This window comes from Pseudoalteromonas sp. 2CM39R (assembly GCF_023161845.1).
The window spans coordinates 59966-82490 of the sequence record NZ_JALNTM010000010.1; the positions used below are offsets into that span (position 1 = coordinate 59966).

A 22525-nucleotide genomic window follows, 5' to 3' on the forward strand; every position below is an offset into this window, starting at 1 on the left:
AAAACCGCGTAAGTGTAAACTTACGCGGTTTTTTATTTGTATAGCAACTTAATCAGTCTCGTTGCTATGAAAGGCTCAATAAACTGAGCCTTTATCGCTATTACTTACGACGACGAAGTGCAAGTAATGGCAGTAGTAACACAATGAAGTGACCTAATGAGCCGCTTGAAGAACTCTTAGTTTCAGCTTCAGTTTCAGGTGTTACTTGTGAAGCGAATTCACAGCTACCATCATCTTCATTCGCAGTCGCATCATAGTTAGTTGCAGCAGCATCAGTACAGCCAAGCTCTACACCATCAGACTCAACCATAAGCAAGAATTCTTTGCTTACTTTGTCTGCTGGGTTAGCTTTATCTTGTACTGTGACTGTCACCATTGTTTCACCATGGAAATGTGCATCAGGGATTAAGTTAAACGACATTCCGTCAACTTCAGCCGTAACATTCTCACCGGTTACCACTAATTCATTTGGCGACTGATCTACATCAACAACCATCACATCAACACCATCGATACGGCCATTTTCTGCTACCGTCATATCAGCGATGTCGCTCATTTTCAGATTGCTTTGTACACCAATAGAGTGCATTAACATACCACCTTCTTGGCTACCTAGTTGGTAATCAAGGGTGATATCTTGCACAGAACCTTTCGCATCAGGCATAACCGTAGCAGTAAAGTTAAACTCAACTTCACTTTGCTCTGGGCCAACATAATCAAAACAGATCACTAAGTCATCTTGTAAGATCTTGCCAAGGTCGTCATAACCAACCACATTGCTTAATGCACCGTCTTTAAAGCCGGCAGTTGTAGAGTAAACACTATCACCACCTTCAATAAAGATAGTCCCTTCATCAACACCTGCGCCTAGGTTATCGTAAGCAAAGATAGCTTCGAACATACCTTCATGGTCATCGATACCACTACGTAAAATCACTTCATAGTCAAACGTGTCGCCTGTGTATTTATCAGTCACGTTATCGAATTCCAAGAATACGAGATCACCTAAGTCAGGACGCTCTTCTTTATACTGAGAGGCAATTGTTAGACCTGTTGGATCCGTTGGATTGCGAAGGTTTTCGATTTCAAACGAGCCACGCCAGAATGGTGCTAGCGCTTCAACTAAGAAACCAGGACCACGGTGTGCACTCATCATCCACCAAATAGGTGTGAACTGCATTGCACCTGTTGGGTGTAAACGTACTTCGTTATTATTTACTTGGTTGTAAATTTCAAACTTCGCACCTTCTTTATAGAATAACCAATCAATTGGCACATCAAAGTACACATTTGAGCCACCTTCATACCAAGCAGCTTCAGGTTGAATGCGGAAATCACCCCATAAATCGATATATCCCCCTGTCGAGAATTCATCAATCATTGGCGTTTTACACATCTCATTAGTGATGTTGTTAGTTACCACATAATCACGTTGTACGTTACGCGTTGCGTCTTGTGTACCTTGAATAGTTAACGTGTTGCCTTCTACAACTAACGAAGCTTCAACTTCTTCATTGTTTGAAGTTAGCGTTTCAGGCCAAACTTGCATGCCATCAGGAATCGTCAATGACAATGAATAGTCACGTGCTTTAGATTCATAGTTGGCTTTAAGTTTAACATTAACGTTAACTAGGTCCATAGCGCGAGCAGTGTCTTGGTCAACATTTAAAGTAAGCGCCTCTGCATCACGCTTTAAATTAACCGATGTGAAACCAAGGGTGCCTTCAGCTCCCTCAGCATTACCTAATGCAAAGCCGCCATAATAAACATCATTCGGTTGCGCATCTGGTAAATCCCAATTTACAGCAATTTCATAGTTACCATTGCCGCTGTGCTGCTGTGGCGCTGATACACTGAATTCACCAGTATTTTGCTCTTTAACAATGGCGTAATGCGTCACTGTTTGGTAACCAACATCACGTAAACCTGCTAGAGCTGCGGTCGCAAACCAGTATTTACCAGGCTTAGGGTCAATAATGTTACAGTAGTTATCTTCAACACTGCTTGAAGAATAACAAATCATTTCTTCATTAAGCGCTTTGATCAGTGCAGTAGAATCTTCCGCAATCTCTTCATCAGACACCATGAATGAGCCGCTTTCATTAGCATCATAACCCACAACCAAGTGTGCTTTTTTCATTTGCCAGCGAGGCTCAACAAGGTCTGCTAGATCTGTAGTTTGCTCGGTAGATGCAACTTTAACCATTAAGCGTTTTGTACCTTCTGGTACTTCAAACGCCTGGATATCCCACGCTTTTTCAACGCGGTCTTTTGTCACATAAGGTGCAACACCTAAGATATTTGCGGTAATCTCCGTTGGTTTTACTAGACCATAATAAGTCGGCGTAAATTCACTGTAGCTATCGGTATTAACAACGATTGATTCTGATGCACTTGCACGTGCCATATCGATATCAACCATGGTTGGTAACTCATCAATGACGTTTTTCGCAACTAATGTGAAATGAGCATCAGGTGAGTCGCCATCAGTGTTCTTGAATAACACTTTACCGTTGAACCAAGCATCTTTATTTAAGATATTGTCCCAAGGCGCACCTTCTTCAACAGGATCAAGCTTAGACTCGATGATATTCGGCAACTTCATAGTAACCATCACATCTTGTGTTTCACCTGCTTGAAGTGTGAAATTACTTGGTGTTACGCTAACTTCTACACCAAAGCTTTCTTCTTCACCTTCAACAGCCCAACCATAAGCTGTTGCATCCCAAGTACCATCTTTTGTGGCCTTAACTGTACGCATCCACGTGCATTCAAGTTCGCAGTCTTGGTTAACTAACGAAGGTAGGTTAAGCCACTCTACTAAACCACCATTGCGCGGGTTCGCATCATGATAGTTTTCAATAGTCTCATCCATGATAAGACCCGCATTGGCAGCTTGTGCTACGTCAATCGCACCGCCACCAGCCATGAAGTTGTAGTATGGGTCAATTAAAGTAACGCCATTAGAAATGCGCACTTTGTTCGCCGTCATCATTAGCGCTGATTGAATTTCTGCAGGCGTCCAATCAGGGTGCATTTGCATAAGTAGCGTCATTGCACCAGTAACATGCGGCGTAGCCATTGAAGTACCGCTCATGAAAGTCCAGTCAGATGCACGAGGATTAGCTGTAAATGGTTGGTCATCGGCATTCGCTGCGTAAATATCCACACCTGGTGCCGTCACATCTGGAACAAGGTTATTGATGTAATAACTTGGCCCCATTGAGCTAAAGATCGCGAGTTCATTACCTGCTTCTTCATCAAATGAATAATGATTTTCTGGTTCACCTATTGTCGCAATCGCTGCGCCATCAGGGTTAGCATTAATCCAGTTACGAATTGTCCAGCGTGCATTTGCTGGTAGGTGAATACCTGGGATTACATAGTTATCAGCAACAATATTTTCTGCCGAACTAATGTTTTGTAAAATGAAGCCACCTGCTCCACCAGCTGCCACGTTCTTAGCTTTGTCGACACGCGCAATGTCACCACGTAAACACACTACAATTTGGTCAGATGTAAACGTGCCTGCTGGGAAAGGGGCATTACAACTTGCTGCATCGTAATCATCATTTTCGTTCGGATCGTCGTACTTTTCAGCAAGTACAACTTCACCTGTGATACCGCCAGAGAAACTCTTACCTGAATACTCACCAGTATAAGGCGTGCGCGTACCTTGGAAGTTATTGATGGTTTTAGCACCTAAGTCCATTACACGATCATGGGTTGAAGCGCCTACAGTAGTTACCCAAGGCGAAGTATGATCCGCAGACATATAATATGGGCCTGAGTTACCCGCTGCTGCTGCCACTGAAATACCTGCTTCACGCGCACTTAAGAAAGCCATTTCCATTGGGTCTTCCCACGGGAAGCTTTCACCACCACCAATTGAGAAGTTGATTGCATCTACACCATCTTCAATTGCATCTTCAAATGCTGATAAAATAGCTGACTCAGGACAGCCAGAATATAGATCACCCGAGTTTCCTGCATAACACACTTGGTACGAAATAATGTGCGCACGAGGTGCCACACCGCTGGTACTTTCAAACGTAAATGGTAAGTTTTCACCATCACTTACCTTCTCACCTGTTGCAGCTTGAAGCGGTGTGTTTTCGATGTAATTACCCGCCGTAGTGCTTGCTGTGTGAGAACCGTGACCATTATAGTCTTCACCATTTTCAGGACGGCGATCTGCACGTGCAAATTGATAATCGGCATTCATTGCAGTGATTTCTGGGTATGAGCGAACACCAATTAGCTTGTCATTACATAGCTCAGGTTCTTCCTCACAGTCGCCTACGAAGTTACCTGCACCTAGTGGATTTTTCTCACTGTATTGTTCGTCACTAGCAAATGCAGGATGGTCTGTATTGATACCTGTATCAATAATACCTACAACCATACCTTCACCTTTAACACCTACCGATGAAGCCGGTGTTGCACCCTGCCATAAATGATCAGCACCAATAAACTCAGGACCACGGTCTGTGCGTAATTCAAAAATACGGTTAGGAGTAATACGCTTTACGCCTGATTGTGTCGCAAGTAGCTCTGCATCAGCTTGTGTCATTTCGACCACTACCGCGTTATTTGCAAGAGTAAATTGCTTTTTAATTGCAATATTGGCACCTATTGCACGCGCCTTACTTAATACTGCTGTTTGACGTTGCTTTAAAAAACCTTGATACGCACGCACGCTTTGCGAAGCTGTATCAATGCGCTCTTTTACCATTAAAGAACGTGACTCTGTAATGGCTGTAGCGCTGAAGCCTTGAATATCACCTTGATAACTTGCTACAGGTTCATCATGCATTTGCACAATGTAAGTTTGAATCCCTGTCACCCCATCTTGAGGTTGAAAAACATGTTCCGGCTGCTGACTTTGATAGTGCTGATTTAAGCGTTGAGCACTCCCTTTGAGTAAGCTTGGATGATCTTCGATTTGTTTTTCTTGTTGGTAATTTGCGATATCTTCAGCTGTAAATGTTGGCTGATAGAAGCCTTTATCTGACACTTTGTTAAAGCCAGGCTCTGCCGCAGCATAGCCTGTAGCACCGACATACAAGGCTGTAAGTACGGCTACTGAACTTTTCTTCAAGTGTGCGATTTTCTTATTGCAAGGTTGCATATGATTCCCACTGATTTAATTCTAAACAGCTCATAAATTGCTTGAGCTGACACACTAAATTATTTAGCAGGCAAACATATACAGAGGGGGGGTTACATGGTCAAACCGACCTGTACACACCTGAGACACAAAATTAACATTAAATAAACACCAAAGCGGTAAAAATAAACGCTTTGCGGGATATTTACACAAAATGTAGCGTTTTGTACAAAAATACGATTACAGAAACAAAATGAGGAGTGAAAACAGCTAGGGAAAGTCATCCCTAGCTGCTAAAAAATTAGAAGTTATAACGAACCGACAATGCAAGATCTGAGTAATCATTTGCATCACGATAGCTTGCGCTGACAAGCCAAGCTGGTGTGAAGGCATAGTTTGCACCTACATGAAATACAGCATTATTTTCGCTCTCTTCGTCGTGCAAACGCTCGTAGCCAACGCCAGCGTTGATCTCAAATGAATCAGTTAATAGATGTCTGATTTGCGCGTTAGCAGACAAAATATCTGCGGTTTCTGAATTTGAGTGGTTCTCTGAAAAGCTATTAAAAACTTGATCTTGGTATGAGACAACTTCTTTAACATTAAGGTCAATTTCTCTCTTTAACTGGCCAATCTTTGCTGAAAAATCAACTTTAGTGCGATCGGATAGCGAATAAATATAACCTAAACCTATTTCGTAACGCGTCATATCAACATCATAATCGAAAGTATAAGCTATGACAGTATCACCTAAATAATTATTATTGCTATCGTAAACACCTGAGCCATTGAATTCATTCGTTGCAGTCACATCATCATTTAAAATTGAATAATGACCTGTAACATACCAATTTTCAGCAAACTGCTTACTGAAATTAAAGCCATAGCCTTTAAGAGATCGCTCATCTAAGCCATCAATTTCTGTCTTTTTATATCCTGCTTCAACAAAGTCATAGCTTAGAGGCGAGGTGTTTTCTGCCATGACAGCGGTAGAAGCAAGTGATAATGCGCAAGCAAGAAGAGTGTATTTCATTGTTTAATCATCCTAATTATAAATCGTGGACAATCTACCAAAGCGAGTAAGGACCCGCAATAGAAACAATATTAATTTTAGTAGGCTAAATGTAAGAAACTGTTATAAAAATTCGATTAAAAACTTAATTAATTGAGCTATTTTTAGGCAATAAAACCCTCGCTTACGACAGGTTTAATCCACCAAAATGATTAATTAATAATGTGCAATAATAGGAGCTTAAATAAAGGCAGAGAACTGATTTTGATTAGCTGGAGAAGTTGCTGCTTGATAATAATTAGCAATACGTGAGGCACGCTCGTCTACTTCTACATCACGCTTGGCTGTTTTAGTTTCGCTGGTTTGAGTAGCGCTATCTTCGGCATACTCACTGTTTATTTTGAAAGTCGATTTGCCTGAGTCAGCATCGACATCAGCTGATTGACTGGCAAGCTCAGCTTGCGCTGCCATAAGCTTTTGTGTGGCATCGGCAGCAATTGAGCGATCAGCACTTGAAGGCTCTTGTGGTGCAAGCGCAGCTGCACGCACCGTCTGCATTTTTTCGATTGTAGCTTTTGGGTCGCCTTTGATTTCAGCAACGTCAATTTGCACCTCGCCGCCCACGGCATAGTTTGTACCATCAGGGCCGCGTTGATACTCATAGCTTGGCGAGCCTGCATATTGCCCTCCAACCGTCGCATGCGCTTGTTCATGAATACGCACTTCGGTATCTCGGGCTTTTAGCTCTTTAATTTGCTCAGCGTCTTGTTGCTCTTGCTCAGCAATCTTTTGCTCTTTTTGCTGCTCTTGTTTAGCTTCTTGCTGTTCTTGCTCTGATTGTTCAGGCTCGCCTTGTTCGCTACCTTGCTGGCGTTCTTCAATCACCTTATCTTCAGCTAGACGACCTTTAGCATCATAAGTACCAGCTTCAGAACCAGGCTGCTTGGTTTTGTCGCCATCATTCAGGGTTTTGTTTTCTGCGTTACTCGGCTTGGTAGCAGCAGGAGGTGGGATCACTTCACGTAACTGATTATCACGGCGAGCACTTTCAGTGTGCACATTCGCTGTGTTGATATTAATCGAAGGAAACGGAGTGACGATATTCATAAGTACTAAACTTTAATATCTATTAATGTACCCAGCACTTCATCAGCAGTTTGAATCGTGTTGATATTGGCTTTTGCATTAAACTCTTCAACTTTTAAGTTAACAAGCGACTCATCGATTGGGGCAGGTTGTGAAACTGGCGGAGTTACAGCTTCATTTGGAGTTGCCGCTTGTAATTGGCGTTGTTGAGCTAATTGGGCATCATCTTGCTGATCAATTGAGGCACGGCTAATCTCAGCGCTCGCCTTTTCGATACCTTGGCTTGCACGGTTATAACCTTCTACCGCATTATTAAAAACAGAACTGATTGGCATAACACCCTCCAACAGTGAGATCTATCCGTTAAGTATCGCTCATAAAACGAGCAAAATAAAGCTAAATCCCGCTATTTTTCTGGCCTCTCAGCGAGTTTTGCTTAACACATTGATTTCAGTGCTGATATAAATGACGCTTTATGAGAAATAAAAGGCGCGTGTGAGGCCTTATCTAAAACTTCATATTCAAACTGAGGTTGTAAGGCATGCATTTTTTCAATCGCGCGATAAGGAACTAATGAATCTAAGCGACCGAAAATACCACGCACAGGTACGCTAAGGTTAGCGAATAGTTCCCGTAAATCATCCTGCTGTAAAATGTCTAAGCCCGCACTTAAAGCTTGCTCTTGAGGCGCTGGGTATTGGTTTAAAAGTGCTTTTAATTGCTTAATATCATCCCGTGCTGATTCACTGCCCATCGCTTGTATCGCCAAAAACCGTTCTATCGTTTTTTCTCTGTGACTAACTAGCTGATCTTTAAATGCGTTCAATACGTCAGGTTTAATACCTGGCCATTCGTCGGTTTGCGCAAAAAAAGGCGTTGAGGCAACCAACACAACCTTTGCTACTTTGTCAGGCCAATGTGCTGCAATATACAAAGCAAAAAGCCCGCCCAACGACCAGCCAACAAGAGTTGACTTTTCACTTAGCTGTGTACTTAGTTGCTCAGCTGCAGCGTGCAAAGTGTAAGGTGTGGGAATAGACTGTGCGTTACCAAAGCCAGGTAAATCGAGACAACGGACTTCACCATCATGAAAAAACTCAAGCTCAGGTTTGATCACTTGCCAAACCCCTTGGTTCATTCCCCAGCCATGTAATAGCACCATCTCATTTTGCATAATTTGTATTTCCCAACCACACTTAGCGCTCATAATAGCGTTTAAAGGAATGAATGCAATGTCTCACTTACCTCATGCCTTAAAACTAGGGCTAGACGCACTCTTCCCCAACTTTTGCATTAGCTGCCAGAATCACATACAGGCTGATCAAGCTTTGTGTCAGTATTGCTTAGATGACCTTAATTTATTTGACCTTACACGCCATCCAAATCTGTTACACCGACCAGATATATGTGATGCATTTCCTGATAGTAATTTTGATCATTTAATTGCCTGTGCTTGGTATCAAGCACCTTTTAAACTTTGGCTCAAGCAATTGAAATTTAATGACCAGCAGTATTTTCGTGTGGCGCTACAACAAGTAATACAGAGGCAGCTGCAATTAGCTCATCAAGTAAATACAAATTGGCCCGATCTTTTTATTGTGCTACCTCTGCATAATCAGCGCTTTTTAGCTCGCGGCTTTAATCAGGTAAGCCAAACTTGGCTGCCTGTTTTAAAAAACCAGCAATGGACTGTTAGCCCAGCTCTTTACAAGCAAAAAGCAACCAAAGCGCAATCACAGTTAAGTAAAGCGAAGAGAGTTAAAAACCTACAAAATGCGTTTGTTTGTCAGCAAGATTTAACTGGAAAAACCGTGGCAATTATTGATGATGTGATGACTTCTGGCGCAACCATAAATGCTGCGACAGAAGCCATAAAAAATGCAGGAGCAAAGCAAGTATGGGCTATGCTCACGTGCCTAACAGGGTTAGGCAACCTGCATTATGATTAATTGTGATTACTTATCACCTGAGGCATGAAAGGCATTACCAAAAAATAAAGCATTGCTTAGTAATCGGCTCGTGCCGTACCAGTAACCACGGAACACAGGGTTATCTGTCATACCTATTACACTGCCTTTGCCGTATGAATGCGCAATGAGACCTGCAGCACCCGCTACTTGCTCTACGTTTACGTCATCAGTAAAGCCAGCTAAAAGCGGCTTATCTGTGTAAGTAAGCACATTAACAAATGGGGCATCTGACTTCTCAAGTAGCCAAGTGCTATTCTTAAATACAGGTAATGTATTACGGTTCAGCGAATACGTAAGTGGGTGAGATAAATCCACTGAGGTATTAAAAATTGCACCAGCAATACGCTGACGACCTGCTAAGTCATCTTTATCAGCATAAGTAAGCCCTGTTGTATCAAAGGCACTCGCTACATCACGACGAGATAAGTAATTAGCTTTTAGTAGCTGCTGATCAGCTAAGAACTTGGCACCACCTTTGTGACCCCAAATAACACCGCCTTTACGAACCCACGACTTAATAGCCACTTTAGTCGCATCGTCAAGACGATTGAAATTTCCGTGCGCTAAAATAATATGGCTGTAGTTTTCAAGGTCTACCCTACCTAAGCGCTCCATTTCGATAATGCTTGGCGCGGTACCAACAAAACGATCTAAGTAATACCACACTTCACCAAGCTCATACTGGCTAGTTCCTTGACCACCCACTAGCAATACTTTAGGTGCTTTCACAACCGCCATTGCACGAGAACCTAAATCAGCACCTTTAACCGTTAGGCCCGAGCTAATTGGCGTAATTTCAATACCAAACTCATTCTGTGCTTGGTTTAAATAGCTAACCCAGTTGCTATCAGTTTGCAGACCAGCAGGAACAAGAATACTACCTGGTTCAAACGCTATTTCACCTGATGGTGTTTTTGCTGTAAGTGGGCTTAATGCCACGCGTGCTTTCACACCTTGTTCAAGTAAGCTATTAAGCATTTTTGGCGCTAGGTAATCATCCCATTTAAATGCGTAAGCATAGCTTTGCGGTAATGCTGCAAAGCTTGACTTAACACTTTGCTGCCAAGGCATTTTTGCCACATTTAAGCCCCAGTTGCTGCTTACCTTTGCAAATTCTAAATTAAAGGCATGAGCAAGTGTCCAACCAGATACATCATAAAAGGTATTATCAACAAAACGCTGTTGCTCACTGAAAATCGCTTTAATTAAACGAAATTGTGGCTGTGCTAATGGCACATAATAGCTCTGCTCAGAAAAGCTTTGCCCGTTTACTTTTAACGGCTCTTCTAACATGTACGCATTGATTTGGTGTTGTCTAAGTAAATCAAGGAAGTATTGCATGCGGCTTTGATCAGCGCCGCCTTTAACCACATACCCTTTAAAGTCTTCATCACCAGCAAGATCAACTGCTTTGTTGTAAAATTTTGCTTGATAATCAAGTAAGTCTGTACGGTTATCAATCGCCGCTTGGAACGTCGATAAGCTAGTTAATAACTGATTTTTAATCGTAAACGGGAAGCTTAACGGACCGTTGATAGTTTCTTGTAAGTGACCACGCGAGCTCGCTTGTTCAAATAAGATGCCTACACCGCCATTTACGTCTGGGTAAGTTGAGCCTTTACCATAGTAAAAGTCATCAAAGCTTTCTTCAGTGAAGTAAAGTGCATTGTGCTCATCAAGTGTCTTTGCATGATAGTTTGCAATGGCTTTAGTCAGCGTGACATTTTTTTCTGGCGTAATTGGGTGCTTACGAGTTGGGATCCCTGGTTGGAAAAAGTAAGTGCTGTTTGGCCCCATCTCATGGAAGTCAGTTAGGATATTCGGCTTCCATTGGTGAAACTGTGCAATACGTGCACGTGATTCAGGGTGCTGCAGTAACAACCAGTCACGGTTTAAATCAAACAAGTAATGGTTAGTACGGCTACTTGGCCAACTTTCAATATGCTCGCGAGTTTGTGGATCTGATGACAATTTCATGCCACGGTTGCTGTTTGCCCAATTAGCAAAACGTGCTAAGCCATCTGGGTTTAATGATGGGTCGAGTAAAATAACCGTGTTGTTAAGTAAGGCATCGATTTCTGGGCCCTGTGCGGCTGCAAGGTAATACGCAACGAGAAGCGATGCGTTGCTGCCTGATGATTCATTACCGTGAACACTGTAACCCATCCAAACAACCGCAGGCTGTTTGCTTGAGTCACTCGCTTCACCATTTAGGCGAGCCAAATGCGCCTTGCGGATTTGCTCAACTTGGCCAAGTTTGTCTGACGCTGTAACCGTGAGCATCACCAGTGGACGCTGTTCATGAGTGCGACCGATTACTTTAAAATTCATTCGGTCACTTTTTTCAGCAAGAATTTGCATGTATTGCACAAGTTGATCGTGACGTACATGCCACTCACCCACTTCGTAGCCTAACACCTGCTCAGGAGTCGGAATACTTGGGTCAAATTTCACATCTTGTTCAAAGTAATAAGAAAGAGGTTTTGCTAATGCGCTGACGCTCACTAGCATGGTTAATATTGTTATTATGAAACGCATAGATAGCACCCGTAATTATTTGATGTTTTAACGCTACCATTCGATAAAATAGATGCAACTTTTTACGCTCAACACTGGCGACAACACGATGAGCGGAGTATGATACACAGTATCCGAGTAATTTAGTCAAGTATAGTCCATTTTATGATCTCTATTTCTGAATCTGCACAATCTCATTTTGCTAAACTTTTAGCAGACCAAGCTGAACAAACAAACATTCGCGTGTTTGTAGTAAACCCAGGTACTTCGCAGGCTGAGTGTGGTGTTTCTTACTGCCCAGAAGACGCCGTTGAAGCGACTGATATTCGTCTACCATTCAATGGTTTTGATGCCGTTGTTGATGCAGAAAGCGCCCCTTTCTTAGAAGAAGCTGAAATCGATTTTGTAACTGACAAAATGGGTACCCAGTTAACGCTTAAAGCACCAAATGCAAAAGCACGTAAACTTAGCGACGATGCATCACTGCAAGAACGTGTTCAACATATGCTTGAAACTGAAGTGAATCCACAGCTCGCTAACCACGGCGGCCAAGTTAGCCTAGTAGAAATTACTGCTGACGGTATCGCGGTACTGCAATTTGGTGGTGGCTGTAACGGTTGTTCAATGATTGATGTCACACTAAAAGAAGGCATCGAGAAAGAAATGATCGCCAAGTTTGACGAAATCAACGGTGTAAGAGACATTACTGATCACCAATCTGGTGAGCACTCTTACTACTAACCGGTATATAAAGCATGCTTAAAAAATGGGTATTTCGCTTAGGTAGCGACCCCAAGTTAAGCTTAAAACGCTTTCTTCGCGGCCTAGCACTGTTTGTGCTAGCCGTGATTTTTATTGCCATAGGTTACTATGGGCCCGCACTATTTCAATTAATTGGCCTAGTCATACTAGCAGTGGCTTTATTCTTTGCTGGTTGGGGCTACTTAGGTATTTTTGCCAACCGTTTTGCGCAAGTTTTAGAGCGCTCGTCTCCCAAAAATCACGACCCTGATTTGTGGAAGTAATTTAATCTAATAATTGCTGATTGTTGACAATTTTACGATAGCGAAACCACAGCGTTAACCCACGCATTAGCATAAAGCTGGTCATCGCAAACCATAAACCATGATTTTGCCAGCTGCTCACTACCCAAAACAGTCCAAAAAAGCCCACTAGAGCACTAAATAGCATAGTATTACGCATGTCTTTAGCACGGGTTAAACCGACAAATACGCCATCAAATAAGAAGCAGCCCATCGCCGCGATAGGCAATATAATCACCCAAGGTAGATAAACCGTTGCAAGACTGATAACTTCGGGCACATCGGTAAGTAAGCGAATAATTGCCTCACCAAATAATAAAAATATAAGGCTATAAAACAGTGCAAATAACCCGCCCCAAAACAAGCTCAAATTAACCCATAACTTAATCTGCTTAGTACTGTACTCACCTTTCGCTTTACCGACCTTTGCCTCACTGGCATAAGCAATACCATCAAGCGCAAAGCTCACCAACATTAAAAAGTTTAGCAATACGGCATTAGCCGCTAAGGTTGTTTCGCCGATACGTGCGCCATAAAAAGTCATAAAGCTAAAACATAGCTGGAGTGCTAGTGAGCGAATAAAAATATCGCGATTTAAGCTCACTAAATCAAGTAACTTAGCAACACTTAACCACGCTTTCACAGCAAGATTAACCCCCTGCTTTTTAGCAAGCTGTGCAACTAACATAAGTGCAAAAGCAAGGGCGATATAATCAGCGATTAAAGATGCCCACGCAGCTCCAGCTACACCCCAATCAAGAAACACCACAAAATAAATATCGAGCACAATATTGGTTATATTGGTGATAAGTAATAAATAAAACGGTCCTCGACCATAATGAACACCTAACATCCAACCAAGTAAAACCAAATTACACAAAGCAGCTGGTGCACTAAAAATACGAATCGAAAAATAGCTATTTGCTTGTTCTAAAACAGCTTCATTAGCATTTGATAAATATGCCATTAAGGATTGTATAGGTATACTCAGCGCTATTAATAACAGCGCAACCGCTGTTGCTAGTAACAAGCTGCGCTTTAATAGCTCAGCGAGTAAGGTGTGATCGCTTTTACCATAAGCCTGTGCAACTAATCCTGTGGTGCTCATGCGCAAAAAGCCTGCTAGCCAAAACAATAACGAGATAACTGCTGAACCGAGCGCTATACCAGCTAAATAGTGAGCGCTTCCTAAGTGGCCGATTACAGCAGTATCAACTAAACCTAACATTGGCACGGTAATATTTGATAAAATCATCGGACCGGCTAATAACAGTAAACTTTTATGGTGTGCCTTATGACGTTTAAGAAAATGTTTCATTTAGTATTTGCAGTCCTGTTAGGTTTATCTTTGCGTGCCCATGGCGCAGTCATTCTACAGTATCACCACGTCAGTGAAAGCCTTCCTGCGGTAACCAGTGTCAGCAGCGAAACATTCACTGAACACATGCAATATTTAAAAGATAATAACTTCAACGTTATTCCACTAGATGAACTCATCACCTCGTTACAAGCAGGCCAACCGCTAACTGATAAAACTGTCGCGATTACCTTCGACGATGGCTACAAAAATAACTATGAAGAAGCAGCGCCTATCTTGGAGAAGTTTGGCTATCCGTACACAATTTTCGTAAATCCCGAGCTAATTGATGAAGGTAAAAGCTATGTAATGACATGGCAGCAGTTAAAGGAGCTATCTAATAAAGGCGCCTTAATCAGCAACCATACACAAGTTCATAATTACTTGCATCGCAAACAGTCTGGCGAGAGTGAAGAATCATGGCTTGCACGTACTAAAAAAGATATTTTATCTGCCCAGCAGCGCATTAAAGAAGAAATTGGCCATGATTTTAAATACCTTGCTTACCCTTATGGTGAGTTTAATAATTCATTGCAACAACTAGTAAAATCGCTAGGCTTTGTTGGTATAGGTCAGCATTCGGGTGCTGTAGGTATCCATTCTGACTTTACCCGATTACCACGCTTTCCGGCATCGGGCTTTTATTCAAAGCTTGATACGCTTGCCACTAAACTCGACTCTCAAGCATTCACAATCAAACAGCTCAGCTATTCAGATAGCGTTACAAACGAAAACCCACCAAGTATAAGCATTCAATTTGATATGCAGGACTTTCATAAAAGTCAGTTTGCTTGTTATGTCTCTGGTATTGGTCAAGCAGACTTAACTTGGCTTAGTAAAGATACGGTGAAGATCACCTCACCTGAAAAACTGAAAAAAGGCCGCTCTCGCTTTAACTGCACTGCCCCTTCTATCGCGAAAAAAGGCAGTTACTACTGGTTCTCTCAACCTTGGGTTATTGTACCTTAGCAGCTTGTTTTAGCATTTGCGCTGCAACCTTATCAAGGCGAACCACTTCATTAGCCGCATTAAGCTCTACTGCGGCTTTAGGCATGCCCCATACCACTGACGACAATTCATCCTGTGCTATGGTGTAAGCCCCAGCTTGATTTAATGCAAGCATGCCTTTGGCGCCATCGCTGCCCATACCGGTCAATAACGCAGCTACCGTCGCTTTAGGGCAAGCCATGACTAAGGAGTTAAATAGCACATCAACCGCTGGACGATGGCGATTAACCAGCTCACTTGAATCAAGCTGACAAAACAAACCGCCTGCTTTTTTTACTACACTCAAATGCTGATCGCCCGGTGCAATATACGCCCAGCCTGGTTGTAGCTTATCGCCATGTTCAGCTTCTTTAACGTTGATTTTGCACGTTCTATCCATGCGCATCGCAAACGAAGTACTAAATACTGGAGGGATATGCTGTGTAATAACAATCGGCGGGCAGCTTTCTGGCATGCGCACAAGCACTTCTTTAATTGCTTCTGTACCACCTGTTGAAGCACCAATTGCAAGCACGCTATTTGCCTTAAATTGCAATGCAGTTAAAGAGCTGTCGTCTTCAACTTTTGTTTCTTTAAAAGCTCGCACTCTAGCGCCAGCTGCAGTACGTACTTTTTGATGTAATAAATGGGCATAACGCTGCAGATTTTCAGTGACATTGATAGTTGGCTTAGCAATAAAGTCAACGGCACCAATTTCGAGGGCTTCCAGTGTGATTGGTGAGCCTTTTTGAGTCAGTGTAGAAATCATCACAACTGGCATAGGACGAAGGCGCATCAAGTTTTTTAAAAAACTTAACCCATCCATTTTCGGCATTTCGATATCAAGCGTTAAGACATCGGGATTAAGGCGCTTAATTAAATCTCGGGCTTGATAAGGGTCTTCTGCCGCGCCAACGACCTGAATGTCTTGCGCTTGCTCGAGCACTTCCTTGAGTAAACCACGGATCAAAGCAGAATCATCAACTATGAGTACTTTGATCATTTGCTCTCCTAAAATAATTCAATATCCGTTTCTGCATCTTGATGCTCAATATCGTGTAAGTATTTAATTTCACGTTTTTCAAGCTTATCAGAATGCAATTCACGCATTTTCTTAACCTGCGCCTTGCCTGTTTGTGGATCAAACATCACCTTACGTGGCCAAGGCCCGCCAACATCATGGGATACTAAATCTAAACCTTCCTCAAGTACATAGGCATTTGCAAAACGAATGTTGCCAACACCAATATCTGTCATTGAGCGGATTATTTTCCCGCCGCCAAACAGCTTTACTTTGAGGTTGCGTCTAGAACCGCCATTTTTTAGGATTTCATTTATCAAGTATTCCATTGCCCAGTTACCATAACGGCAATTAAGGCTATGTGCGTTGCTCGGATCAACGCCTTTTTCCGCCGGCAGCATAAAATGATTCATACCACCAATACCTAAGCCTTCATCGTAAATGCATGCAGCAATACACGAACCTAACACAGTTGTGATCAACTCATCAGACTTAGACACATAAAATTCGCCTGGTAATACTTTAGCAACCACTTTATGGCGCTTGCCATCCCAAAACCGTTTAACGTGCTCAAAACCAGACAATACAGGTTTAAAATGACTACTCATAGACCACCTTTTTGATAGATAGTTTGGCCTAAATTCTTAAACTCTTTGTGGTCCTTACCCAGTGTTTCGGAATGCCCCAAGAATAAATGACCTGAATCGGTCAACAAATCGTAATAACGTTTAAATAGAGTATCTTTCGTCGGCTTATCGAAGTAGATAACTACATTGCGACAAAAAATAACATCAAACGGCCCTTTCATAGGCCAGCTTTGTAATAAGTTTAGACGTTTAAAGAAAATATTTTTTTGTAGTTCGGGTTTTACTTTATATAACTGACCGTCATGGCTTTTTAGAAACCAGCGCTTAAGTTGGCTTTTGTCTAAACCATTCACATTGGCAGCGGTATAGGTGCCAGCCTGTGCTTTAGCGAGCACATTTGAGTCTAAGTCAGTAGCTAGGATTTTCACATCCCAATCAGATGGAAATAGGCTGCTTAAAGTCATAGCAATGGTATAAGGCTCTTCGCCGGTCGAGCAACCAGCAGACCACACCCTTACACGCTTTTGTTTAGCATTACTAATCAGCAGTTTGGGGACTATGGTATTTTTTAGATAACTAAAGTGATGTGGCTCACGAAAGAAAGAAGTCAGATTAGTAGTTATGGCATTAATAAACTCACTAAACTCTTGCTCTTTATTCTCCTCAAGAAAATCTAAATATTCTTTAAAGTTCTTAAGCTTATGTTGGCGAATACGTCTTGCTAAACGCGAGTAAACCATCTCGCGTTTGTGTTCTGCTAAGACAATGCCGCAAGCATCGTACACTTGTGACGAAATAGCTTTAAAATCACTATCCGTTAATAAAAACTCTTTCATGAGCCTGACCCTGCAGCTGTAACATTAGATGCAATTAACTAGTTAGAATTTAGTTGGGAAGAGTTTTAAAACTCTTCCCACTCATCACTAGGGTCAACAAAGTTATTGCCTTTTGGCGCTGAACGCACAGGTGAGCTTGGCGTTTTAGGAGCAGGGGCTGAACTTGCGCGGCTTGTAATATCCATCTCGTTATTTGATAACGAGAAGAAGTTTAATAAGCGGCTCATATCATTCGCTTGCTCAGCCATTGATTCACCTGCGGCAGAGGCTTCTTCGACTAAAGCAGCATTTTGCTGAGTCATTTCATCCATTTGAGCAATGGCTTTATTAACTTGTTCAATACCAGAGCTTTGCTCTTCAGAAGCTTGAGCAATATCAGAAATCATTGCTGTAACTCTTTGCACCGCCGTAACAATTTCTTGTAATGTTGAACCCGATTCATTAACCAGTAATGTACCATCCTCAACTTTTCCAACACTGTCTCGGATCAATTCTTTGATTTCTTTTGCAGCAGCAGCTGAACGTTGCGCTAAGTTACGAACCTCACCAGCAACAACCGCGAAACCTCGGCCTTGTTCACCTGCTCGTGCTGCTTCGACAGCTGCATTCAGCGCAAGTAGATTTGTTTGGAAAGCAATTTCATCAATGACACTGATGATGTCTGCAATCTTCTTACTTGATTCATTAATTGCTGACATACTGATTACAGCGCGATTTACAACTTCGCCACCTTTTTGTGCTTTAGTACGTGTTTCTTCAGCTAGTTCATTTACTTCTTTAGCATTATCAGCATTTTGACGAACTGTACTGGTCATCTCTTCCATGCTTGACGCTGTTTCTTCAAGTGATGAAGCCTGCTCTTCAGTACGTTGACTTAAATCAGCATTACCTTGCGAGATTTCTTCTGCACCACTAGCAACCAAGGTTGCTGAGGTATTAATGCGATTAATCACTTCAGTAAGCTTATCAGCTGTGGCATTTGCATCACGTTTTAACTTATCGAATGAACCTTGGTAGTCTTGCTCAATACGTTTTGATAAGTCACCGTTCGCCATAGCATCAAGCATATTGCCAGTGTCTTTTACTGCATCATCAACAATGCTAACTAGGCTATTTAATCCCTGTGCTAGACGTAAGAAGAAACCTTGTTTACCCGCTTCTTCAACACGCGCTTGCAAATCACCTTTACCCGCTGCAGCAACAAGGCCGGCAATTTCCTTTTCAATTGCGACTTCAGCTGTTCTATCTTCCCACTCAACAACCGTTCCAATACGCTCATTGTCTGGGGTGAAAATAGGGTTTGCGACTAAACCAAAAGTACGACCGCCGACTTGAATTTCAGTGCTGTAAGTGTCACTTAACTTAGCAAGCATATTACGTTGATGCGCTGGATTCTTATGGAATACATCAATATTTTGACCAATTAAATTATTACTGTTGAAGTTAGGTAAATCTTTACGTAAATCACTTTCAGCAACCTTCATCATGTTCAGAACGGCTTCGTTCATGTAAATAATGTTGTTACCAGAATCTGCAATCATGGTATTGGTTGCCACGCGATCAAGTGCTCGGCGTACTCGCAAGTTTTCTTCTGCTGCACGCTTTTCAGCATCCGCTTTATTTACACTATCAGTAATATCTTGCCACTCAACAATAGTACCTAAACGCTTACCCGAAGCGCTTACCCAAGGAGTCGCAATCAAGCTAAAAATAAGCCCCGCCAAACGCAATGTGGTTTTGTATGGTTCAGATAAGGTTTTTAGCAGCTCACGTTGGTGTGACGGTTGTTTATGAAAATCATCAACGCAGGTTCCAATTAGGTTAGCAACTGAAAAGCTCGGCAGCACAGTTTGTAACGTTGATTCGCGAGCTTGCAGCATTTGCTTTACTTGCTCATTAACAAAGATAATTTTTAAATCGTTATCGGCAATCATCACATTAGCTTGGCAAACACGCAGCGCATTTGATAAATCGGCATCACGTTTTGACTGACGTTCAAGCTCTTTTTGTGGTGTGATGTCAGTCGCAAATTTGATAACTTTAGTGACATTACCATTACTATCAATAATTGGGTTATAGGTACCTTGGATCCAAACTTGTTTGCCATTTTTACCGACACGCTTAAATTCATCAGTGAAGAACTCACCGCTGCGTAATCGCTGCCAAAACTGTTGGTACTCTGGGCTTTGCGACTCTTGTTCAGCAACAAACATAGAGTGGTGTTGCCCTTGGATTTCTTCGAGTCGGTAACCCATGGTGTTTAAGAAATTAGCATTGGCAGTTATGATCTGCCCCGACGGTTGAAACTCAATCATCGCTTGCGACTTTTTAAGTGCCGCAATAACTAAATCATTTTCCGACTCAACATTTTTAGGACTGCTAAACCATCCCATACCCTTCACCTTCTTGTTAATCTACCCAGTTAAATGTCCATTGTTTTTTGTAGGTCAAGTAATGCGACCATTTTCTCACCCACATTGACTAAGCCCGCAACAAATTGCGCGTTGTCTGAGTCAGACAAATGTGGCACTGCCTTCGCTTCATGCTCAGCAATGCTATAGACATCCGAGACGGCATCAACGGCGATGCCCATAATTTTACATGTATTTTCAAGCTGTACTTTTAGAACAATTACAACGGTTAACGGCCCGTATTCGATGGCTGAAATACCAAAGCGAAGCCTTAAATCAATAATTGGCACTATGGTGCCACGCAGATTGATAACCCCTTTGACGAAATCAGGTGAATTAGGGATCACCGTAATTTCTTCCCAACTGCGAATTTCTTGCACCGTTAAAATATCAACACCATACTCTTCTTCAGCCATGAAGAAGGTTAAAAACTGTTTTACATCTTGATCTTGTTCAAGGTTTAGCTTGTTATGCAGGTCGTCGTGCTGTGCAATCATGACGCCTCCAAATTCGCTTTTGATTCAATAATCAATTCTTGGCTCCCAGGCTTTCTAAGCCCAGATAATTTAATCAAACCACTGATATCAACAATCAAAGAAACACGACCATCCCCCAAAATTGTCGCCCCTGAGACACCATCAACTTTTTGATAATTGGCCTCTAAGCTTTTGATTACCACTTGCTGTTGTGACAATAAGTCATCAACCAATAAACCTACTTTTTGGTTGTCACTCTCAACCACAACCAACAGGGTTTTATCAAGCGTTTCTATCGCCCCTTGGTGATTGAAAATATTATAAAGCCTTAAGATTGGAATATATTCATCACGTAGCCGCAGCACATCCAAATCTTTACCTACCCGACTCACTTTACTTATATCGATTTGTAATGACTCTATTATCGAAATCAGCGGAATAATATAAGTATGTTCAGCAATCCGGACTAACTGCCCATCTAAAATAGCCAGCGTTAGCGGTAAGCGAATTGTAAATGTTGAGCCCACACCTGGTGCAGAAGCCACTTCAACAGAGCCGCTAAGTGCTTCGATATTTCGCCTAACTACATCCATACCAACACCACGACCCGATAAGTCGCTGACTTGATCGGCTGTAGAAAACCCAGGTAAGAAAATAAGCTCGTTGATTTCGTTATCAGACAACTCATCGGTTTCTGAAATTAAGCCGTTTTTAATCGCCTTCTCGCGAATTTTACTGGTGTTAAGACCTTGGCCATCATCCATAATTTCGATAACGATATTACCGCCTTGATGAAACGCATTGAGCGTTACTGTGCCAACAGGGTCTTTGCCCGCGGCGACACGCTTATCAACGGTTTCTAAGCCATGATCTAGGGAGTTTCTTACTAGATGCACCATAGGATCAGACAGCTTCTCCATTACAGTTTTATCTAGCTCTGTTTGTTCACCCAGTAATTTAAGCTCGACTTGTTTATCAAGCTTTTGCGAGATATCTCGCACTAAGCGAGGAAAGCGACTAAATACAAAACTTATTGGCAACATGCGAATACGCATGACATTTTCTTGTAAATCACGAGTATTATGTGCCAGTTGTGCCAAGCCTTCTTGTAATGAGGCTATCGTTGTTTCTGTGATTTCTTGTTCACCCAATTGACTTAACATGGCTTGGGTAATAACTAACTCACCCACCATGTTGATCAGTGAATCAACTTTGTCGATACCAACCCTGATTGAGGTTGATTCTGCATTGGCTGTGGTTGCTTTAACTGGCGCTGGCTTTTTAGAATCAGTAGCTGGTTTAACTTCTGCAGGCTCAGCCTCTTGTGCTGGCGCAGTTTCTTCAGCAACAGTTTCAGCTACTGTAATCTCTTCATCACCAAACAAACCACCGCATAGCGTGATGGTGATATCAGCGTCATCTTCAACCCATTCGAAAATTTCTTCGATGCAGCTTTGCTCTTTGTCTGTGGTTAAGAAAAAGCGCCACGATAAGAAACAGTCTTCAGGGGCAAGGTTAGTAATATCAGGCACATCATCTTGAAAGGATTGAGTTTCAAGCTCACCTAGCTCAGCCAACTCACTGATCATATACAGTGGTTCATTACCGGTTTTAAATAAATGATGATGTGGTTTGAAATCGATTTGATAGGTATTAAAGCTGCTTTCGCTAACAACTTCTTGCGCTTGCTCAGTCTCTTTACTTGCAGCACGCATACCAAGAATTTCTTCAAACTTAATACGCAATTCATCAGCTTCAGTTAAGTCTGGCTGCTGCTCAGCTTGTAGAGTTCTGAGTAAAGCCCGTAAACAGTCAACTGATTTTAAAAGTAAATTTACATGCTCAGCAGTAAGATCCCGCGAACCTTCACGAATTTGATCTAACAGAGTTTCAAGAACATGAGTAAAGTCTGCAACAGCACTAAAACCAAAGGTACCGCTGCCTCCTTTTATTGAATGCGCAGCGCGAAAAATTGTGTTTATCGTCTCTAAGTCTTCTTCGCCAGGCACTAAGTTTAATAACTCAGCCTCCATAGCGTCGAGTCCTTCAAAGCTTTCTTCGAAGAATACTTCAAAAAATTGGCTTAGATCTATACTCATGCCCCGCTCCTAT

General features: G+C 42.1%; 17 protein-coding genes. 4 read left to right on the forward strand and 13 right to left on the reverse strand.

Features of this window, described 5'->3' with window-relative positions; all coding sequences use genetic code 11:
* Positions 1-100: 100 nt before the first annotated feature.
* From MTF66_RS21425 to bioH, 5 genes are all read right to left on the reverse strand, one after another.
* Positions 101-5131 (reverse strand): S8 family serine peptidase, encoded by a 5031-nt coding sequence (locus tag MTF66_RS21425; protein WP_248528589.1) that lies wholly within the window; start codon positions 5129-5131, stop codon positions 101-103.
* Between the two features lie 280 nt (positions 5132-5411).
* Positions 5412-6143 (reverse strand): porin family protein, encoded by a 732-nt coding sequence (locus tag MTF66_RS21430; RefSeq protein ID WP_248528592.1) that lies wholly within the window; start codon positions 6141-6143, stop codon positions 5412-5414.
* Between the two features lie 219 nt (positions 6144-6362).
* Positions 6363-7229 carry a putative metalloprotease CJM1_0395 family protein gene (locus MTF66_RS21435; protein WP_248528595.1) on the reverse strand — a complete coding sequence of 289 codons (867 nt, stop codon included), beginning with the start codon at positions 7227-7229 and terminating at the stop codon, positions 6363-6365.
* A 5-nt stretch (positions 7230-7234) separates the two neighbouring features.
* Positions 7235-7543, reverse strand: a complete 309-nt coding sequence (locus MTF66_RS21440) for a hypothetical protein (RefSeq protein ID WP_054554434.1) — start codon at positions 7541-7543, stop codon at positions 7235-7237.
* Between the two features lie 101 nt (positions 7544-7644).
* A complete protein-coding gene (gene bioH, locus MTF66_RS21445) occupies positions 7645-8382 on the reverse strand; it encodes a pimeloyl-ACP methyl ester esterase BioH (protein WP_248528598.1) in 738 nt (245 codons plus the stop codon).
* Positions 8383-8440: 58 nt separating this feature from the next.
* Between bioH and MTF66_RS21450 the strand changes: the two genes are divergently transcribed.
* Complete coding sequence (locus MTF66_RS21450; RefSeq protein ID WP_248528601.1) at positions 8441-9157, forward strand: ComF family protein; 717 nt, start codon at positions 8441-8443, stop codon at positions 9155-9157.
* A 6-nt stretch (positions 9158-9163) separates the two neighbouring features.
* Here the strand turns inward: MTF66_RS21450 and MTF66_RS21455 are convergent, their stop codons facing one another.
* Positions 9164-11716: a M14 metallopeptidase family protein gene (locus MTF66_RS21455; protein WP_248528604.1), complete on the reverse strand. Its 2553-nt coding sequence runs from the start codon at positions 11714-11716 to the stop codon at positions 9164-9166.
* A gap of 144 nt (positions 11717-11860) precedes the next feature.
* Between MTF66_RS21455 and nfuA the strand changes: the two genes are divergently transcribed.
* Both nfuA and MTF66_RS21465 read left to right on the forward strand, forming a co-directional pair.
* Complete coding sequence (nfuA, locus tag MTF66_RS21460) at positions 11861-12436, forward strand: Fe-S biogenesis protein NfuA (protein ID WP_054554437.1); 576 nt, start codon at positions 11861-11863, stop codon at positions 12434-12436.
* A gap of 14 nt (positions 12437-12450) precedes the next feature.
* Positions 12451-12720 carry a hypothetical protein gene (locus MTF66_RS21465; protein WP_054554438.1) on the forward strand — a complete coding sequence of 90 codons (270 nt, stop codon included), beginning with the start codon at positions 12451-12453 and terminating at the stop codon, positions 12718-12720.
* Between the two features lies 1 nt (position 12721).
* Here MTF66_RS21465 and dinF read toward each other — a convergent pair whose 3' ends face one another.
* Positions 12722-14056, reverse strand: a complete 1335-nt coding sequence (dinF, locus tag MTF66_RS21470) for an MATE family efflux transporter DinF (RefSeq protein ID WP_282454158.1) — start codon at positions 14054-14056, stop codon at positions 12722-12724.
* Here dinF and MTF66_RS21475 point away from each other — a divergent pair.
* On the forward strand, positions 14033-15064 hold the full coding sequence (locus MTF66_RS21475) for a polysaccharide deacetylase family protein (RefSeq protein WP_248528606.1): 1032 nt from the start codon (positions 14033-14035) through the stop codon (positions 15062-15064). The genes dinF and MTF66_RS21475 overlap by 24 nt on opposite strands.
* Here the strand turns inward: MTF66_RS21475 and MTF66_RS21480 are convergent.
* The 6 genes from MTF66_RS21480 to MTF66_RS21505 form a co-directional block, all read right to left on the reverse strand.
* Positions 15051-16085: a chemotaxis response regulator protein-glutamate methylesterase gene (locus MTF66_RS21480; RefSeq protein ID WP_248528608.1), complete on the reverse strand. Its 1035-nt coding sequence runs from the start codon at positions 16083-16085 to the stop codon at positions 15051-15053. The genes MTF66_RS21475 and MTF66_RS21480 overlap by 14 nt on opposite strands.
* Before the next feature lie 8 nt (positions 16086-16093).
* Entirely contained in the window at positions 16094-16711 is a 618-nt protein-coding gene (gene cheD / locus MTF66_RS21485) for a chemoreceptor glutamine deamidase CheD (RefSeq protein ID WP_248528610.1), read from the reverse strand.
* A complete protein-coding gene (locus tag MTF66_RS21490; protein WP_058586142.1) occupies positions 16708-17526 on the reverse strand; it encodes a protein-glutamate O-methyltransferase CheR in 819 nt (272 codons plus the stop codon). The genes cheD and MTF66_RS21490 overlap by 4 nt, the downstream gene beginning before the upstream one ends.
* Before the next feature lie 65 nt (positions 17527-17591).
* Positions 17592-19919, reverse strand: coding sequence for a methyl-accepting chemotaxis protein (locus MTF66_RS21495; RefSeq protein WP_248528613.1), 2328 nt, complete (start codon positions 19917-19919; stop codon positions 17592-17594).
* 29 nt (positions 19920-19948) lie between these two features.
* Positions 19949-20434, reverse strand: coding sequence for a chemotaxis protein CheW (locus MTF66_RS21500; RefSeq protein ID WP_054562868.1), 486 nt, complete (start codon positions 20432-20434; stop codon positions 19949-19951).
* Positions 20431-22512 (reverse strand): chemotaxis protein CheA, encoded by a 2082-nt coding sequence (locus tag MTF66_RS21505; protein WP_248528615.1) that lies wholly within the window; start codon positions 22510-22512, stop codon positions 20431-20433. Before MTF66_RS21505 ends, MTF66_RS21500 begins: the two co-directional genes overlap by 4 nt.
* Positions 22513-22525: the final 13 nt, after the last annotated feature.

What these genes read in the sequence shown, in the direction of transcription:
- MTF66_RS21425 (WP_248528589.1), bottom strand. Translation starts at nt 5,131, where the DNA reads ATGCAACCTTGCAATAAGAAAATCGCACACTTGAAGAAAAGTTCAGTA.
- MTF66_RS21430 (WP_248528592.1), bottom strand. Translation starts at nt 6,143, where the DNA reads ATGAAATACACTCTTCTTGCTTGCGCATTATCACTTGCTTCTACCGCT.
- MTF66_RS21435 (WP_248528595.1), bottom strand. Translation starts at nt 7,229, where the DNA reads ATGAATATCGTCACTCCGTTTCCTTCGATTAATATCAACACAGCGAAT.
- MTF66_RS21440 (WP_054554434.1), bottom strand. Translation starts at nt 7,543, where the DNA reads ATGCCAATCAGTTCTGTTTTTAATAATGCGGTAGAAGGTTATAACCGT.
- bioH (WP_248528598.1), bottom strand. Translation starts at nt 8,382, where the DNA reads ATGCAAAATGAGATGGTGCTATTACATGGCTGGGGAATGAACCAAGGG.
- MTF66_RS21450 (WP_248528601.1), top strand. Translation starts at nt 8,441, where the DNA reads ATGTCTCACTTACCTCATGCCTTAAAACTAGGGCTAGACGCACTCTTC.
- MTF66_RS21455 (WP_248528604.1), bottom strand. Translation starts at nt 11,716, where the DNA reads ATGCGTTTCATAATAACAATATTAACCATGCTAGTGAGCGTCAGCGCA.
- nfuA (WP_054554437.1), top strand. Translation starts at nt 11,861, where the DNA reads ATGATCTCTATTTCTGAATCTGCACAATCTCATTTTGCTAAACTTTTA.
- MTF66_RS21465 (WP_054554438.1), top strand. Translation starts at nt 12,451, where the DNA reads ATGCTTAAAAAATGGGTATTTCGCTTAGGTAGCGACCCCAAGTTAAGC.
- MTF66_RS21475 (WP_248528606.1), top strand. Translation starts at nt 14,033, where the DNA reads ATGACGTTTAAGAAAATGTTTCATTTAGTATTTGCAGTCCTGTTAGGT.
- dinF (WP_282454158.1), bottom strand. Translation starts at nt 14,056, where the DNA reads ATGAAACATTTTCTTAAACGTCATAAGGCACACCATAAAAGTTTACTG.
- MTF66_RS21480 (WP_248528608.1), bottom strand. Translation starts at nt 16,085, where the DNA reads ATGATCAAAGTACTCATAGTTGATGATTCTGCTTTGATCCGTGGTTTA.
- cheD (WP_248528610.1), bottom strand. Translation starts at nt 16,711, where the DNA reads ATGAGTAGTCATTTTAAACCTGTATTGTCTGGTTTTGAGCACGTTAAA.
- MTF66_RS21490 (WP_058586142.1), bottom strand. Translation starts at nt 17,526, where the DNA reads ATGAAAGAGTTTTTATTAACGGATAGTGATTTTAAAGCTATTTCGTCA.
- MTF66_RS21495 (WP_248528613.1), bottom strand. Translation starts at nt 19,919, where the DNA reads ATGGGATGGTTTAGCAGTCCTAAAAATGTTGAGTCGGAAAATGATTTA.
- MTF66_RS21500 (WP_054562868.1), bottom strand. Translation starts at nt 20,434, where the DNA reads ATGATTGCACAGCACGACGACCTGCATAACAAGCTAAACCTTGAACAA.
- MTF66_RS21505 (WP_248528615.1), bottom strand. Translation starts at nt 22,512, where the DNA reads ATGAGTATAGATCTAAGCCAATTTTTTGAAGTATTCTTCGAAGAAAGC.